Below are 15,643 nucleotides of genomic sequence, written 5' to 3'. Positions count from 1 at the left end.
TCAGTCCTTCGCCTTGCGCCGCAGCAGGGTGCGCTTCTGGAGCGACTCCTCCAACGCCTGGTAGGCGACGTCCATCGCGGTGTTGTACTCGCGCTGGTCGCGCGCGGGCACGCGCTCGTCCGGCCCCGGCATGGGCCGCATCTTCATCCACCGCTCCTCCCAGAGCAGCTCGACGGCGGCCTCCCAGTGCAGGGCGGCGCCGAGCCGGACGACCTTCTCCCGCTCGATCGCGTCCGCCATCCGGTCCTGCGACTCGGCGAGCCGGGCGACCAGGTCGGCGACGCGCTCCTCGTCGTGCCTGCGCATCGCCGCGATGGCCTCGCCGGCCGAGCCGATGACCTCCTTGTACCGCTCGACGGCCGACCGCGTGTCCGGCGGCGCGTGGTGCACGTCGGCGGTGCGCTGCTGGGGCACGACCGAGAAGTCGTACGTTCCGTTGGACTGGGTGTTCATGACAGGTCCTCCCCGGTGTCGAACGGAATGACCACCTGCGGACGTGAGTGCTCGAACCGGTCGAAGTAGAGGCCGCGCCGCGGTCGCGGGGACCACGCCATGACCTGCTCCGGGCCGAACGAGATCAGTTCCTTGCCCTGGACGTCGAAGGCGACCCACGCGCCGATGTCGTCGTACACGCCGGGGGGGAGGCTGCTCTTGAGCCGTTGCACCCCGCGCCACCAGCCGAGCACGTGGGTGCGGTTCTCCGGGCCGTGCTTCAGGACCGTGCGCAGGCTGTCCACACCGGACGCCCGCGTCGTCGGGTCCTTCTGCTCCAGCCTGCTGTGCGCCGCGTCCACGCCGTACAGCACGAGGTAGTGCGGTTCCGGCGCGGTGGCCGCCGAGCCGGTGATGGTCTCGGTGAGTCTCTGCGCCGTGAGGTCAAGCAGTTCCCGGACGCCGTCGATGCGCACGACGTCCACCGCGTGCCCCTCGGTGGACAGCTGCTTGGCCAGCTTCTGCGCCGCCGTCTCGGCCTCGTCCACCAGGCAGCACAGCGTGAACCTGGCCTCGTGCGGCAGGTTCTGCCTGCCGAGCGAGAGGGCCGCCGCGCCGAGCACGGCCGCCGCGTCCTGGAGCAGCGAGCCGATGACGGCGATGTTGCGGCCCGGCGTGCGGGCCAGCCGCACCTTGGCCGCGCTGCCCGCCACGTCGATGACCTGGCCCAGCAGCACGGTGGGCGTGGCGTCGCCCGGCCGCAGCGCCTGGAAGTCCTCCGCGGCGTGCAGGGCGGGGACCCTGCTGCCGTCGAACAGGATCGGCTCCTCCAGGTCGGGGCGCCTGCGGCGGTGCAGCTCCCGCTGGAGGAAGTCGAACGTGCCCTTGCTGGTGGAGTCCGGGACGCGGGCGACCTCGTTGCCGTGCCGCACACCGGACTCGTGGTTCACGACGGCGTGCCAGCGCGGGAGTTCGAGGGCCGCGTCGTTCTGCGGCTCGGCCAGCACCCGGCGGGCCTTCGGCAGCGCGACGCGGACGGTGAACTGCTCGAAGATGGCGGACTTTCCCCAGAAGCCCTCGATGCCCGCCACGTCCTGGCTGCACAGCACCAGGTGGATGCCCTGCGAACGGCCCCGCCGCGCCACGTCCTCCAGCAGCTGGGTCGCCTGCTGCGTCACGTGGTCGCGCTCGCCGAACAGGTACTGGAACTCGTCGATCACCGCGACGATCCTCGGCCACCGGCCGCGCGGGTCCTCGGCGCGCAGCTGCTCCAGCTTGGTGACCTCGTGCTGCTTCGCCGCGTCCGCGCGCCTGCGCATCTCGTCGGACAGGAACCTCAGCAGCGCCACGCCGAACTCGCGGTCGGTGTTCACGTTCACGCCGACCAGGCGCGCGTGCGGCAGCCAGCTCGGGTCCTTGCGGCCCGGCGCGAACTGCGCGAACGACACGCCCTCCTTGAAGTCCAGCACGTACAGCTCCAGCTCGTCCGGCGAGTACCGGGCGGCGAGGCTGCCGAGCATGGCGTACAGGAAGTTCGTCTTGCCGGAACCGCTCGGCCCGCCGATGAGGGCGTGCGGCGACGTGTCGCCGAGGCCCAGCACCACGGGCTCGCCGTCGCGGTAGCCGACGGGGGCGACGACACCGGCCGAGGAGCTCTCCACCCAGAGGTGCTCGGGCAGCAGGTCGCCGAACGTGCCGAAGCGCGACCGGCGTTCCTCGCGCTTCTCCGCGATGGTCGCGCACGCCCTCGGCACCAGCGTGCGGGGGAACGGCGGGTCGAGCGCCACGTCCACGTGCTTGCCGGTCATCGTGCAGGACGCGTGGTCCTTGCCCAGCGTCACGGTCTCGATCGGCGAGTTCACGGTGATCGGGATGTCCACGATCACCAGCACGATGCCGCACGCCAAACCGTTGCGCGCCACGCGTTGCAGCTGTTGCTGCTGCTCCTCCTTCAACGCCTGCCGGTTGCCGAACAGCACGGCGATCCGCCACGGCTCCGTGCGCCGCCCCGCCCCGCTGACCGCGCGCACCGACAGGTGCCCGTCGACGAGCACGCTGGTGTGGACGCGGCGGATGTGGTCGGACAGCTCGTCCAGCAGCTCGTGCAGCCGGGACGGGTCGTGCACGGTCAGCAGGCCCGCGCGGGTCAGCGGGTAGAGCCCCGGCAGCGAACCGGTCAGCTGGTTGACGTCCCACACGTGCACGTGGACGAGACCGGGCTGGAAGTGGCTGAGCACCCGCAGCAGGAGGTTCTCCACGAGACCGTCGGCCTGGTGCCTGCTGTCCGGAGTGGACGCGATGTGCAGGTGGGCCTGGTCCAGCAGGGGCACCGCGACGGGGAACGGCTGCTGCTCGGGAGCGCTGCGCACGACACCCGTGCCGATGCGCCACAGCTCCGGCACGGTGGCGCCGTCCGCGCTGCCCGCGTCGCCCAGCCAGGACTCGTGCGGCCACGACGCGGAACCGGGGGACACGCTCTGCACCAGGGAGGACAACTGGTCCGGACCGCGCTCGGACCACGTGCGGAACGCGTCCACTCGGTCCATCAGCGCCCGTGCGAGCCTGCTGGAGAACGCGGGGTTCGCGAGCGCCCCCGCCAGCAGCGGGTCGTCGAGCGCGCGGTCGACGCCCTCGCCGCGCAGCATCACCTCGAACATGTCGCGGGCGCGCTCGTCCGCCAGCTCGCGGTGCTCGCGCGAGGCGTTGCCCAGTGCCGCGGCCACGGAGAGGCGGAACTCCTCGAAGGAGTCCTCGATCCTCTGGCGGCGCTCGTCACGCCTGCTCACGTCACAGCTCCGTCGCCAGCCGCTGCACCAGTTCGAGGCTGTTCACCATCAGCGTCAACTGGTCGGGGAAACCGTCCTTGGCCGCGGCGAAACCCGCGGGCAGCAAGGGTTCCGGGTGGTTCGCGCCCGCCTCGACCAGCAGTTCGACGGCGGCGTCCAGCGCCTTCTGGGCCTCGTGCACGCTGCGGTAGGCATCCCTCAGGTGGTCGCAGCTCAGTTCGAGCGCGACCTTGACCTCCGCTACCGATGTCACGTCACAGCCTGGAGTTGATGCCCTCGGCCTGGGAGATCCCAGCGCCCAGGTGCTTCTGGAGGTCGCTCACGCCGTTGATGACCTCGGCGAACTGGGCGTTGGCCTGCTCGGCGTCGGACTGGGCGCTGCCCTGCACGGCTGTGCTCAGCAGTGCCTGCGCGTCTTCGGCCAGGTCGGCTGCCTGTTGCAGAGCGGCGGCGCTCTGGCCTGCCTTCTCGATCGCCTGGGCAATCGCGGCACGGACCTCTTCGATGCTGGCCATGTCGGCTCCGACCCTCTCCAAGACGCGACGGGTGGCCGTAGACCGACCACCCTATTAGTACCGAAAGTTTCAAGCTTCACAAGCAAGATGGGCTAGGAGAGTGATCTTGGGGATTCACTCGCCCGGTCCTTGCTGTTGATCTTATCCGGGTTCGATCCATTCCGTTGTGGACGCGACCGAAGCCGTCATCTCCAGCGCGACGATCCCGGTTTCCGGCCTTGGAGTCGCTGACCAGCGCATAGTCGCCGAGTCGCCGTCTTCCTCCATCTCGGACCAGTCCGATTGACCCAGTTGTGCCACGGCCGTGTGTAGCGCGGTAGTGGTCGAATTGACACTCGACCCGAGGTCGAGGTGAACGCTGAGTAGATGGCCGTGTTCCACCACGCGGGTGATGCTGCCCCTGTTGGAGACCCGACTCGCTACTGCCCGCGCTTGCCATTCCGCCCCGGCCCGCCGCTCGGTCGCGACGTCCACCCGCAGCGCCAGCCGCACCCACGTCTCGCTGGGCGTTTCCACCTCACCGGGCTCGTCGGAGACCTCTTCGGACGGTCGCCCATCGGGGTCCCCACCCGCCCAGGACTCCACCAGCACCCGTTCGGCGCCCGGAACGAGCGCCTCCAGCGCGTCCGGGTCGTCCAGCACGGTCCACGCCGTCGGCGGCTCGCACGCCACCCTCGGCAGCGGCACGTCGTCGCCCAGCAGGCGCACGAACGCCCGCACCGACCGCGCCAGCGCCCCCGCCACGTTCTCCGACACGCGCTCGTCGCTCGACGCGCTGATCATCACCGACCAGCACCCCGGCTCCTCGTCGGAGCAGTCGCCCGCCCGCACGACCCGTCCGCCGACCCGCTGGACGAGGCCCGCGCACGCGGCGCGCGCCTGCTGCTCGTCGTCGGCCCCGACCACCACGGTGATCACGAGCTCCAGGTCTTCCTCAGCCATCAGGGCGAATTCTCCACGAACCTGTCACGGCGGTGCACGGCGGCGGTCCCGGTGAAGACCTCAGCGCCTCGACGCCGCCTTGAACGCGGCCTTGCGGGCCGCCTTGGCCGTCTTCTTCTCCGGGTGCCGGTCGCCGATCAGCGCGAGCGCGTCGGCCGCGTCCGGGTGGGGCAGGCGCCAGACGTGCTCGAACAGGCCCACCTCGTCGCCGTCGGCAGCCTTGGCCAGCTCCTCGGCGATGGCCGCGGGGTCGTCCGGGTCGGTGGTGACGCTCAGCGCGTCCACGAGCAGCCACGCGCGGTCGGCGGGCTCGTGGGGCCGGGCGAGGGCCTGCTGGGCGTAGGGGCGCAGCGCGGGGGTGTCCAGGGCGGACTCCCAGGCGGCCGGGGCGTCCACGTCGATGCCCGCGATGGTGGTCGCGGCGAACACCCGGCCGGTCGCGTCGGTCGCGGCCGTCAGCAGCTCGGCCGCCGCGTCGGCGGGGGAGCGCAGGGCGAGCCACGCCGCGGTGTCGGCGCGCAGCTCGTCGGGGGTGAGGGCACCGGTCGCGGCGACCAGGTCGGCGGCGGTCATCTCGGCCACGACGGGCAGGGGCGGGATGGTGAAGCCGCCGTCGCACATCTGCTCGCGCATGGTCGCCGCGCCGAGGCCGGTCATGCGGGCGTACTCGGTGCCGGACGCCTCCGCCACCCCGACCTCCACGGCACCGAGCGCCGTCAGCCGGGCCAGCAGCGCGTGCGCGGGGTCGCCCTTGGCGGCGACGTGGGCGTCCCAGCGCTCGGGCATGTTCTGCTCCAGGGCGGCGGCGCGGGCCATGCCGCTGAACTCCGGGAGCGCGAGCCCGGCGCCGCGGGCCATGAACAGGGCGGTCATGGTGGCGCCGCCGACGCCTTCGAGGTCGAGGTCGTCACCGGCGTCGATCGTCATCGACTCGATGACCAGGTGCGTGTACGCCTCGTCCCACAGCTCCAGCACGGCGTCGTCGCCACCGGTGCGCCACGGTTCGGCGCTCGGGCCGAACGACGCCAGGTTGGAGTCCTCGTCGACCTCGACGAACCCGACGGCGTGCGCGAGGTACCAGACCTGGTCCAGCGAGTCGGACAGCTCGCCGTCGAAGTCGTCGAAGTCGGAGTCCTCGTACACCCTGCGGCCGTCGGCCCACGCGGACAGCGCGAGCGCCTGCCCCAGCAGCGCGCTGGAGCGCGCCGCGGCCGCGAGGTCGGGGACCGCGGGCGTCCGCAGCGGCGGGAGGGTGGCCGGCAGGCCCAGTGCGCTCGGGAGGTCGAATTCCGCCATGCGCGGGACCTTAGAGCTTCAGCGACTCCTGGACGAAAGCGACCACGTCGGCCAGCACCTCGTCGCGGTTGGTCTCGTTGAACACCTCGTGCCGCGCGCCGGGGTAGACGCGCTCGGTGAACCGCGTGCCGCGGACGCGGTCGGTGCCCGCCCTGGTGCCCGCGATCGGCACGAGCCGGTCGTCGTCGCCGTGCAGCCACAGGGTCGGCAGGTCGCCCAGCCCCTCGCCGCGACCCACCGCGTCCAGCGCCCGCTCCAGCGCCTCCAGCGTCGGCCGCTTCAGCCCGCCGTGCCACACCAGCGGGTCGGCGGCGTAGGAGGTGCCGACGTCCGGGTCGCGCGACAGCGCGGACGGGTCGATCGGGGTGTCGGGGATCTCCTCGGCGGACAGCAGGTCCAGCCCCTGCCACTCGCCGAGCACCGGCGCGGACAGCACCAGCGCGGCCAGCTCGTGGCCGTGCACCTGCGCGTAGCGCGCGGCGACCAGGCCGCCGACCGAGTGCCCGATGAGAACGGTGGGCAGGGCGGTGGCGATCGAGCGCGTCACCGCGTGCACGTCGGCGACCAGCGCGTCGACGTCGGTGATGAGCGCCCGTTCGCCCTCCGAACCACCGTGCCCGACCAGGTCGCCGCCCACGACCAGCGCGCCTGCCGCACCGAGCGCCGCGGCCACGTGCTCGTAGCGCCCCAGGTGCTCGCCGTAGCCGTGCACCAGCACGGCGAGCCATCGGGCCTCCAGGTTCGGCCAGGTGTGGACCGCGAGTTCGCCCGCGTGGCCGGTGACGTTGGATTCGATCACCTAGGCAGCGTAGAACGCGCTCATCTGGATCTCTCCGCCACCGCACACCGGACCGAAGGTCCAGGGGAACTCGATCCGCTTCGTGTCGTCCGGCGCGATGGCCGCCGCCGCGTTCGCCTCGGGCTCGCACGGGCCGGTCACGCTCTCGTCGCCGGTGGGGACGACGGTCCAGCGCAGGTTGGCCACCGCGGACGCGTTCGGCGCCACGGTCACCGTCGTGGGGCCGGGGTCGAGGGAGCGCGTGGTCGACGTGGGGACGTCGACGCCATCGGCGAGCAGCTGGAACCCGCTGTACCCGGTCAGCGTGCACGGGGCGGCGCCGGTGTTGGTGAAGACCAGCTCGGCGTAGCGCTGGCCCGCCCCGGCGTCCTCCTGCTCGACCTTGGCCGAGAGCGAGTCGCCGACGCACCTGGTGGACTGCGGCGCCTGGGCGGCGGCCGGTGGCGCCGACGACTGGGGCGACGGCGACTGGGGCGACGGCGCGGGCGCCGAGGACGACGACGGCGCCTGCTTGGAGATCGAGGGCACGGCCCCGCCGTCGGCGGCCTGCTCGGTGCCGCACGCGGCCACCACCAGCGCCAGCCCGAGGAAACCGCAGGCGATCAGTCGTCGGCTCATGTCAGTCCTCCCTGGTAGGCCGTCCGGGGGACGGCTCGATCGAGGTCCTACCAGTAGGACGTGAGGGGTTGCCCGGTGGTTGGCTCCGATTGTCGGAAATTCACCAAATCGAGTACCTAGCTGGCGGAAGGTGTCCGCGCCGTCCAGCCGTCGGCGAGGACTGGCATCCCGTCGACGCTCCCGCCCCACAGGTACGTCCAGCTCACGGTGCCGTCGGGCAGCACGACGCGACCGCGGCGGTACTCGTCGCCCTCGTACTCGTCGAGGACCGGGAACGCCGCCTCCGGGGCGCTCAGCCGCACGAGGTGACCCGGAACGCCGGGGCCGTCGCCGGGCCGCAGCGCCGGGTAGCCCCGACCGGTGTCGTGCAGGGTGCCGGGCAGCGTCACGGCGACCGGCGCACCCTCCACGCGCTGCTCCAGCAGCGGCCAGTGCGAGCCGCCGGGCTGGAGGGTGCCGTAGACGAACAGCCGGTCCGGCCAGTCGTCCGGCGACGGGTCGCCGAGCACGGGTGTGAGGTCGAGGCCGTCGGACTCGGCCGCCCACCCGTTGAGCCCGCGGGCCCAGCGCTGGCCGACCTCGGAGCACCGCACCTGCACGCCGTGCACGAGCAGCGGCATCCGCCGCATCCCCGCGCCGGTGTAGGCGAGCACGGAGTCCACCTCGGAGCCGTCGAACAGCGTGACGCGGCCGGTGTGCAGCCGCACGAGCCGGTAGCGCAGCCCGCGGCCCTCGCACCGGTCGAGCACCCGCAGCTGGTCGGCCGTGGCCATCCAGACGGCGTGCTCCTCCACGACGCCGGGAGCGGCGGCCAGCGTCGCGGGCCGCTCGCCGTCCCGCGCCCGCAGCCCCGCCGCCCACACCGCCGCGATGCCCTCGCAGCGGGCCCGCAGGACCACCGCGGGTCCGCTCAGGCCCATCTCGTCGCGCAGCCAGGTCACCTTCGCGGGGTTCGCGTTCGAGCCGTACGCGAGCACCGGCATCCGCGCCGCCAGCGGGGGTTCACCGCGGTCGGCGAGCCAGTCGTCGAGGTCCTGCCGGTCCGGTGCGACCCGCCACCCGGAGTCGGTCGAGGCGTCCGGGGTGACCGGCCACCCCTCGCCGTCGAGGTGGACGAAGCAGGCATCCGGCCGGGTCCCCGGATACGGCAGGGCCGGATGCAGGTCGTCCGTGAATGGCTGCGTCATGTCCCCATTCTGACAAGGGTCATCTGGAATTCACGTGGCGTTCGCGGAAAGACGAGCCTGTTCATCCGATCTCTCCGACGGTTTTGTCGGGGTTCAGCCGGGTCGGCCGGGCCACTTGATCGATCCGACGTAGGAGGTCTGGCGTGAGGCGGCGCACGTTCCCGATGAGCGCCGCGTAGGTCCGCTGTGCGGCGGTGATCGCGGGCACGTGGCCGTTGACCCGGTCGGGGAGGCCGTCCGGGTCAGCGCGAGCTGACCACCAGCGCCGCGTCCAGGTCGGCGTGCGCCTCGGGGTGCTCGTCCCACCAGCGCTCGTAGCGGGGGTTGCGGGACAGGACGGACCGGTAGGCGCGGGCCGCGCACGCGAACACCTCGTGCGCGCGGCCCGCCGCCGGGCCCTCCCGCCGGGTCGCCACCAGCAGGTCGGTCGTGATCGGCGCGCCGCGCAGCGGCCGGACGACGATGCCGTCCCCGCTGCGCGACGGGGCCGCGGCGAACGACACCGCCCCACCGGCGACCAGCCCGCGCGCCGTGCCCGCCTCGGTCACGTGGTGCGCCAGCCGGGGCGTGAAGCCCGCCTCGGCGCAGGCCTGGAAGATCTGCACCCGCTGCCCGATCTGCTCGGCGGGCGGCGCGACCCAGTCGCGCTCCGCGAGCTGGGCCAGGTCGATCTCCTCCTGCTCCCCCAACGGGTCCCAGTCGGGGACCGCCACGAACTGCGGCTCCGTCACGAGCGTGCGGACCTCGACACCGCGCAGCTCCCGCTGCTCCATCCCCTCGAACCGGTCGAACACCGCGAGCTGCACGCCGCCCGCCACCAGCAGCTCCAGCAGTTCGGAGGAGCCGGAGGTGATCTCGGACCGCACCTCGGAGCACGGGATGACCCGCCGCAGCTCCTCGACGAACTGCCCGAAGAACAGCAGCGGCACCCCGCCGACCACCAGCGGCCCGCACACCGGGTTCCGCGTCCGCTCGCGCGCCGAGCTGAGCAGCTGGCCCACCTCGTCCAAGACGAGCCGGGCGGTGCCGACGACCTGCCTGCCCAGGTCGGTGGGCACGCTGCCACCGGGCGTGCGCTCGAAGAGCCGCCCGCCGATGATCCGCTCGACGGTCCTCAGCTGCGCGCTCATCGCGGGCTGCGTCAACCCGAGCCGGGTGGCGGCCTTCGTGACACTGCCTTCTTCGGCGATCGCGCAGACCGCTCGCAGGTGGCGCAACTCCAACTCGGGCACACGCTGTATGTAGCCCCGATCGGGGTGGGCCGCCACCCGTCGAACGGGTCAATGTGGAGTCCCGGGTCCCTGGTCCGGGGGCGGTGGTCCAGGTGCGGGGGTGTGGTCGATTCGACGTGGGATTTGATCGGGCAGGCTTTCGGGGCCGCCCCCCGTCCCGATCGAAGGCTCGCACGAGGGGTCCCCAGGTCACCTCGGCCGAACGCCGGGCCGGCTCGACCGAACCCCGAGGCGCAGGAATCACAACGCAACGGCCGCCCCGCTCACCACGACCCGGTCGTCATCCCCCCTCACCTCCACGAACAACTCACTGGGACGTCCCATGTCCACCCCCTGGTGGAGCACCAGGCTCCGCCCGTCCCCCACCATTCCCAATTCCCGCAAGTACCCACCAAAAGCGGCGGCGGCGGCCCCGGTCGCGGCGTCCTCCACCACCCCGCCAACGGGAAACGGCTCCCGAACGTCGAACACACCACCAGCCCGCTGGAAGAACAGGTGTGCCGTGATCAAGCCGGCCGAGCGCAGCACGTCCCCCAACGCCGAGAAGTCGTAGTCCAGCGCCGCCAACCGCTCCCGCGACCCCACCCCCACCATCAGGTGCCCGGCCCCGCCGTGCGCCACGTGCACCGGCCAGGCCAGGTCCGCCGCGTCCCACCGGAGGGCCGCCAGCGCCCCCTCCACCACGGAGTCCGGAGCCGCGACGGAGCGGGTCGGCACGCTCGTCAGGCTCGCCCGACCCCCGGCCGTGCTCAACCGGACCTCCCCGGCCCTCGTCGAGAACACCAGTTCGCCGTCCCCGATCCGCTCCCCGAGCGCCACGGCGGTCGCGATCGTCGCGTGCCCGCAGAACGGCACCTCCACGACCGGGCTGAAGTACCGCACGTCGAAGGCCCGATCCCCGCCGGGCACCGCGAACGCCGTCTCCGAGTACCCCACCGAAGCGGCGACGGCGAGCATCTCGGCGTCGGTCAGACCTCGGGCGTCCAGCACCACCCCGGCCCGGTTCCCGCCCTCGGGGTCGGTGCTGAACGCCGTGTACCGCAGGATTTCCGTCATGCCCCCAGCATCCCCACCACGGTTGATCGCGTCCAACGATGACAAGCGATAGCGACAATCGATAACATCGATCCATGGACACCCGGCTCCTCCGGACGCTTCAGGTCCTCGCCAGGACGGGCAGCTTCACCGCCACCGCCGCCGAGCTCCACGTCGTGCAGTCGACCGTCACGACCCACATCAAGCTCCTCGAACGCCACCTCGGCGCGCGGCTCTTCGACCGGCTCCCGACGGGCGCGCGGCCCACGGAGGCGGGCGAGCGCGTGCTGGCCGCCGCGCAGGAGGTCCTGGCCGCCGAGCAGAGGCTGCTCGACACCGTCCAGGGCACCCCGGCGGTGGCGGGCGACGTCCGCCTCGGCGCGCCGGAGTCCGTGTGCGCCTACCGCCTGCCCGCCATCATCGCGGACCTCTCCCGGCGCTGGCCGGGCGTCACCGTGCACCTGACGCCGGTGGGCACCCGCCGAGCGCTGGACGCGGTCCACGACGGCGCCCTCGACCTGGCGCTGGTGCTGGAGGACGAGCCGCCGAGCACCACCCTGGACGCCGCGCCGGTGGGCACCGAGCGCATCGACCTCGTCGCCGCGCCGGACCACCCGGACACCGGCCGGTACTTCCTGCTGGAGGAGGGCTGCTCCTACACCGACCGGTTCGCCCGCGAGCTGTCCGGCGCGCACCCCACCAGGTTCGGCAGCATCGAGGCCGCGCGCTCGTGCGTCGTGGCCGGTCTCGGCCTGTCCGTGCTGCCCAGGGTCTCCGTGGCCGACCAGCTCGCCGCGGGCACGCTGCGCAGCGTGGCCGAACTGCCCGAGTCGACCCTGTACCTGGTCACCGACCCGCGCCGGACGGCGAGCGCGGCGGTGCGCGTCGTGCGGCAGGCGCTGAAGGCCGTGACCGCGTAGCCAGGGGGGATCAGGCGTCCGCCGGGTACCCCACGTAGACGTGCACGAGCCGACCCGCCTGGTCCTCGTCCACCTCGCTGTGGTCGTGCACCAGCCCGATCTTCGTCATCACCCGCCCCGAGGCGTCGTTGCCGTCCTGGTGCTGCGCCACGACCCGGCGCACGCCGGGCTGCTCGAACGCCGCGTCGCGCACCGCGGCCGCCATCTCGGTCGCGAGCCCGCGCCCCCACGCGGCGGGCGCCACCCACCAGCCCAGCTCGATCGCCTCGGCGTTGCGGCGCGTCATCGACGCCACCCCGAGGAACTCGCCCGTCTCCCGGTCGAGCACGGCGCGCCACCCGTACCCGTAGCGCCGCCAGTGCGCGAGCACCGACCGGTGCCGTTCCGTCGCGTACTCCCGGTTCCACGGCTCGCCGTCGACGATGTAGCGCACGATCCGCTGGTCACCCGCCAGCACGAGCAGCTCCACGAGGTGCTCCTCGCGCCAGCGGACCATGGACAGCCGCGGCGTCGTGAGGGTCGTCATACCTCCCATGATCCCCGACGGGATCAGCCCAGACCCGACAGCATCCCCTCGCACGACCGGACGACCACGGTCGCGGCCCGCCGCTGGTCCTGGTCCAGCACCGGGTTCGCGGCCTGCTCCCGCCACTTCGCCAGCAGGTCGGCGATCAGGTACCGCTGCTCGGTCTCCTCGGCCTCGTACTCCAGCCCGAGCCGTGCCTGCACGGCCGTGCCGTGGCCGCCGACGATCCTCGCCGCCTCGACCTCCAGCGCGCCGGGCAGCCGCGTGCGACCGCCCTGGAGCGCGGCGAGCAGCCGCAGCTCGTGCACGTCGTGCGCGCTCGCGACGATCCGCTCCAGGTCCATCACGATCTTGCGCGCCGCGGGCTTGGGCTCCGCGCGCAGCACGACGTCCAGCGCCAGCAGGGCGGAGCGGGCCTTGAGCACCTCGCGGCGCTCGGTGAAGTACTGGCCGATCGAGTCGCGCAGCTCACCGAGACCGCTGCGCTGCACCAGCTGCGTCACCAGCTTGACCTGCGTGTCGAAGCCCTGGCGGACCAGCGTGGCGGTCAGCCGCACGCCGAAGATGCCGTACCGCTCCAGCAGCGCCTGCCGCACCGAAGGGTCCATCGCGATCGGGAAGTCGCCGCCGACGAACCGGTCCGCCGACAGCAGGTGGTCCTCCAGCTCGGCCCGCGGGAGCGCGGCCAGCGCCGCCAGCGCGGTGAACTCCTCCGGCCGCATCGTCCTGGCCGCCACGGCGATCAGACCGGCGACCGCGACCACGTTCTGGCACAGCGGCCGCACGCGCACCTCGCGCCGGTAGCGGCGGGCGATCTGCTTGGTCGACGACAGCGCGTCGATCCGGCCCGCGCCGATCTCGTCGGCCTTCGCCAGCACCACCACGGTGTTGATCGGCGACGACCGCGCGATCGGGTTCTCGTGCGCGGCCTGGAGGTACCGCAGGTCCACGTCCTGGAGGTGCCGCATCAGGTACAGGACCGCGTCGGACTCGCGGTACACCTGGTCGCTCGTCGCGCTGGCGGGCGTGTCGATGATCGTCGCGTCGCGCAGCGCCCGCGTCGGCCAGTCGACGATCAGCCGGTCGACGCGGTCCCACACGCCCATGTCGACGTGCGCCTTGCCGTCGCGGCGCACCACCGGCACCTCCTGCGGCCCGCTCGGCGTGAACGCGGTGGCCCGCGCGCGCTCGCCGTCGCGGTACCAGGTGAACCCGGTCCCCGGCGTGAACTCCTCGCCGAGCAGCGCGTTGACCACCGTGGACTTGCCGATCCGCGGGGAGCCCGCGACGGCGATCCGCACCGGCTCGCCGAACCGCACGAGCTGGTTGCGCAGCCAGCTCGTCGCGCGCGGGCTGTCGCGGTAGACGATCAGGGCCTCGTTGAGCAGGCCGAGGACCTTGTTCTCCAGGCTCACCTCGGCTCCACCGCGGCACGGCACCCGACGGCCGCGCCGCCGCGACGGGACCTCACGCCGAGATCCCCAGCGCCACCTGGGACCCCCCGAGCACCTGCACCCGCTTGTACAGCTCCACCAGCTTGTCCAGTTCCTGCCGCACCTCCAGGGTGCGGCGCTCGCGCTTGCTCGCGTCGTCCTGCACGGCCCGCCGCGCGCTGCGCGCGGACTCCAGGAGGGTCTCCTGCAACTCCTCCGCCAGCGTGCTGAAGTGGTTGCGCAGGCTGCGCTGCACGTGCCGGGCCGCGTCGCGGCAGTCCTTGCTGAACTTGATGAAGAAGTCGTCGACGTGCCGCTGGGCGGCGTTCTTCGCGGCGGCCTGGCGGCGCTTGAGCCGGGCGTCGCCCTCGTCCTTGATGCTCTTGCCGCCGAACAGCGCGCCCGCGCCGATCGACACGACGTTGATCAGCGGCATCCCGGCGAGGCTGGTGACGAGGCCGAACATCAGCACGCCGCCGTAGGAGCCGCGCAGGCCGGTGAACAGCTTCTGGCTGACGGTGAACTTCTCGATGTTCGGCCGTTCGATCGCGGAGATCCGCTCCAGCACGTCCTCGGGGAAGATCGAGCCGGGCAGCAGGTCCTCGCGGTAGACGGGGAAGCTCTTCGCGACCTTCTCCGCGACCCACTCCGACCGGTCGAGCAGCCAGGCGAAGTTCTTGGCGCCCGCCTCGGTGAGGTTGTCCTCCAGCCACTGCTCGAAGGAGTCCCAGCCCTTGGCGGGGTCGGCCTCGTCGAACGTCTTGTCCACCTCGCGGAGGATCTTGCGGGTCCGGTCGCGCAGGTCGAACTCGATGTCGGACACCAGGTCGGCCATCTCGTCGGCCAGCACGGTCTGCCACCGCGCCGACCGCCGCCGCAGCTCGTCCACGCGGCGCTGGGCCTCGTGCAGCGCGCCGATGGTGTCCTCGGTGCGCTTGGTGTTCTGCACCGTCAGCTCCTGCTTCAGCGGTGCCACGAGCTGCTGGATCGCCGACGCGGCGGCCACGGCCACCACCCGGCGCGCCAGCTGGTCGGCCGCCGCCACGATGTCGCGCTGCACGCACGCCAGCAGGTCGGGGAAGCCGGACTCGGCGTTGAGGACCTTGTCGCCGGTCTGCGCGGCCCTCAGCCGCAGCGCCGACGACACGGCGAACACCTTGGCGCTCACGCCCGCGCGGGCGAGCTGGGCCTGGTTGGTCTCCAGCACCCGCCGCCACTGCGGGCAGATGTCGGTCTTGGTGAGGACCACGGTCACGTTGGGGCAGTTCGTCACGACCTGCTTGAGCAGCGCCAGCTCGGTGGCGGTCAGCTCGCTCGTCGCGTCCGACACCAGCAGCACCGCGTCGGCCTGCATCAGGGCGGCGAACGTGCTGGCGGTGTGCGCGGACCGCAGGTCGCCGACACCGGGGGTGTCGATCAGCACGAGCCCGGAGGTGAGCAGCGCGCGGGGGATGCCGACCTCGGCCCGGACGACCTCGCCCGAGTGCCCGGCGCTGACCTCCTTGGCGAGCTGGTCGAGGGCCACCGGCACGCGCTCGGTCGGGTTGTCCGTGATCGCGCGTCTGGCCGCCGGGTTGCGGACCAGGGCGGCGGACGGGGTCTCGGAGTGCTGCACGAAAGTGGGCACGGTCGTGGTGATGTCGTCACCGACCGCGCACACGGGGGCGTTCACGAGGGCGTTGACCAGTTGGCTCTTGCCCTGCTTCGCCTCGCCGATCACCAGCACTCTGAGCTTGGGATCCAGTTGTCGGGCCCGCTTCTCGCGCAACCGTTCTGCCAGGTCGGGGCGGTTGTGCGTCGTGCAAGCCCCGATCGTCTCGTCGAGCACGTCGAGCCAGGGGGCGGCCATCACGCGACAGAGTGTGCCGTGTTCACCCTGCTGGGTGAAAGGGAGAGGGTCGGTTCCGTCTCAGGACGGAACC

The 15,643-nt window shown here is 72.6% G+C and carries 15 protein-coding genes; 1 reads left to right on the top strand and 14 read right to left on the bottom strand.

Features of this window, described 5'->3' with window-relative positions; translation table 11 throughout:
• The 11 genes from AC156L_RS02465 to AC156L_RS02415 all read right to left on the bottom strand — a co-directional run bounded on the left by AC156L_RS02465 (window position 1) and on the right by AC156L_RS02415 (window position 10,863).
• A complete protein-coding gene (locus AC156L_RS02465; RefSeq protein ID WP_330876878.1) occupies window positions 1-453 on the bottom strand; it encodes a hypothetical protein in 453 nt (150 codons plus the stop codon).
• Entirely contained in the window at window positions 450-3,218 is a 2,769-nt protein-coding gene (locus tag AC156L_RS02460; RefSeq protein ID WP_330876877.1) for an FtsK/SpoIIIE domain-containing protein, read from the bottom strand. The genes AC156L_RS02465 and AC156L_RS02460 overlap by 4 nt, the downstream gene beginning before the upstream one ends.
• A gap of 1 nt (window position 3,219) precedes the next feature.
• Window positions 3,220-3,471, bottom strand: coding sequence for a hypothetical protein (locus AC156L_RS02455; RefSeq protein WP_330876876.1), 252 nt, complete (start codon window positions 3,469-3,471; stop codon window positions 3,220-3,222).
• 1 nt (window position 3,472) lies between these two features.
• Window positions 3,473-3,733 (bottom strand): hypothetical protein, encoded by a 261-nt coding sequence (locus tag AC156L_RS02450; protein ID WP_259624493.1) that lies wholly within the window; start codon window positions 3,731-3,733, stop codon window positions 3,473-3,475.
• Between the two features lie 141 nt (window positions 3,734-3,874).
• Window positions 3,875-4,675, bottom strand: a complete 801-nt coding sequence (locus AC156L_RS02445; protein ID WP_330876875.1) for a hypothetical protein — start codon at window positions 4,673-4,675, stop codon at window positions 3,875-3,877.
• A 60-nt stretch (window positions 4,676-4,735) separates the two neighbouring features.
• A complete protein-coding gene (locus AC156L_RS02440) occupies window positions 4,736-5,971 on the bottom strand; it encodes a hypothetical protein (protein ID WP_330876874.1) in 1,236 nt (411 codons plus the stop codon).
• Between the two features lie 10 nt (window positions 5,972-5,981).
• Window positions 5,982-6,770: an alpha/beta fold hydrolase gene (locus AC156L_RS02435; protein ID WP_330876873.1), complete on the bottom strand. Its 789-nt coding sequence runs from the start codon at window positions 6,768-6,770 to the stop codon at window positions 5,982-5,984.
• A complete protein-coding gene (locus tag AC156L_RS02430; protein WP_330876872.1) occupies window positions 6,771-7,388 on the bottom strand; it encodes a DUF4232 domain-containing protein in 618 nt (205 codons plus the stop codon).
• Between the two features lie 116 nt (window positions 7,389-7,504).
• The gene (locus AC156L_RS02425) at window positions 7,505-8,575 is read right to left on the bottom strand and encodes a gamma-glutamylcyclotransferase family protein (RefSeq protein ID WP_330876871.1); all 1,071 of its coding nucleotides are present in this window, start codon (window positions 8,573-8,575) and stop codon (window positions 7,505-7,507) included.
• A gap of 242 nt (window positions 8,576-8,817) precedes the next feature.
• Window positions 8,818-9,807 (bottom strand): LysR family transcriptional regulator, encoded by a 990-nt coding sequence (locus AC156L_RS02420; protein WP_330876870.1) that lies wholly within the window; start codon window positions 9,805-9,807, stop codon window positions 8,818-8,820.
• A gap of 240 nt (window positions 9,808-10,047) precedes the next feature.
• Entirely contained in the window at window positions 10,048-10,863 is an 816-nt protein-coding gene (locus tag AC156L_RS02415; protein WP_330876869.1) for a PhzF family phenazine biosynthesis protein, read from the bottom strand.
• A 74-nt stretch (window positions 10,864-10,937) separates the two neighbouring features.
• On the opposite strand from AC156L_RS02415, the gene AC156L_RS02410 reads away from it, so the two are divergent.
• A complete protein-coding gene (locus AC156L_RS02410; protein WP_330876868.1) occupies window positions 10,938-11,762 on the top strand; it encodes a LysR family transcriptional regulator in 825 nt (274 codons plus the stop codon).
• Window positions 11,763-11,772: 10 nt separating this feature from the next.
• Here the strand turns inward: AC156L_RS02410 and AC156L_RS02405 are convergent, their stop codons facing one another.
• The 3 genes from AC156L_RS02405 to AC156L_RS02395 are packed head-to-tail and all read right to left on the bottom strand — an operon-like array spanning window position 11,773 to window position 15,570.
• A complete protein-coding gene (locus tag AC156L_RS02405) occupies window positions 11,773-12,288 on the bottom strand; it encodes a GNAT family N-acetyltransferase (protein ID WP_330876867.1) in 516 nt (171 codons plus the stop codon).
• Between the two features lie 23 nt (window positions 12,289-12,311).
• Complete coding sequence (locus AC156L_RS02400; protein WP_330876866.1) at window positions 12,312-13,703, bottom strand: hypothetical protein; 1,392 nt, start codon at window positions 13,701-13,703, stop codon at window positions 12,312-12,314.
• 52 nt (window positions 13,704-13,755) lie between these two features.
• Window positions 13,756-15,570, bottom strand: a complete 1,815-nt coding sequence (locus tag AC156L_RS02395; RefSeq protein ID WP_330876865.1) for a dynamin family protein — start codon at window positions 15,568-15,570, stop codon at window positions 13,756-13,758.
• Between the last annotated feature and the right edge of the window lie 73 nt (window positions 15,571-15,643).

Source organism: Umezawaea sp., from assembly GCF_057122925.1.
This window is presented reverse-complemented; position numbering and strand designations above follow the sequence as displayed.

Excerpts from the sequence above, each read along its gene's own strand:
- AC156L_RS02395 (WP_330876865.1), bottom strand. The coding sequence starts at position 15,570 with ATGGCCGCCCCCTGGCTCGACGTGCTCGACGAGACGATCGGGGCTTGC.
- AC156L_RS02465 (WP_330876878.1), bottom strand. The coding sequence starts at position 453 with ATGAACACCCAGTCCAACGGAACGTACGACTTCTCGGTCGTGCCCCAG.
- AC156L_RS02445 (WP_330876875.1), bottom strand. The coding sequence starts at position 4,675 with ATGGCTGAGGAAGACCTGGAGCTCGTGATCACCGTGGTGGTCGGGGCC.
- AC156L_RS02415 (WP_330876869.1), bottom strand. The coding sequence starts at position 10,863 with ATGACGGAAATCCTGCGGTACACGGCGTTCAGCACCGACCCCGAGGGC.
- AC156L_RS02430 (WP_330876872.1), bottom strand. The coding sequence starts at position 7,388 with ATGAGCCGACGACTGATCGCCTGCGGTTTCCTCGGGCTGGCGCTGGTG.
- AC156L_RS02410 (WP_330876868.1), top strand. The coding sequence starts at position 10,938 with ATGGACACCCGGCTCCTCCGGACGCTTCAGGTCCTCGCCAGGACGGGC.
- AC156L_RS02405 (WP_330876867.1), bottom strand. The coding sequence starts at position 12,288 with ATGACGACCCTCACGACGCCGCGGCTGTCCATGGTCCGCTGGCGCGAG.
- AC156L_RS02440 (WP_330876874.1), bottom strand. The coding sequence starts at position 5,971 with ATGGCGGAATTCGACCTCCCGAGCGCACTGGGCCTGCCGGCCACCCTC.
- AC156L_RS02450 (WP_259624493.1), bottom strand. The coding sequence starts at position 3,733 with ATGGCCAGCATCGAAGAGGTCCGTGCCGCGATTGCCCAGGCGATCGAG.
- AC156L_RS02425 (WP_330876871.1), bottom strand. The coding sequence starts at position 8,575 with ATGACGCAGCCATTCACGGACGACCTGCATCCGGCCCTGCCGTATCCG.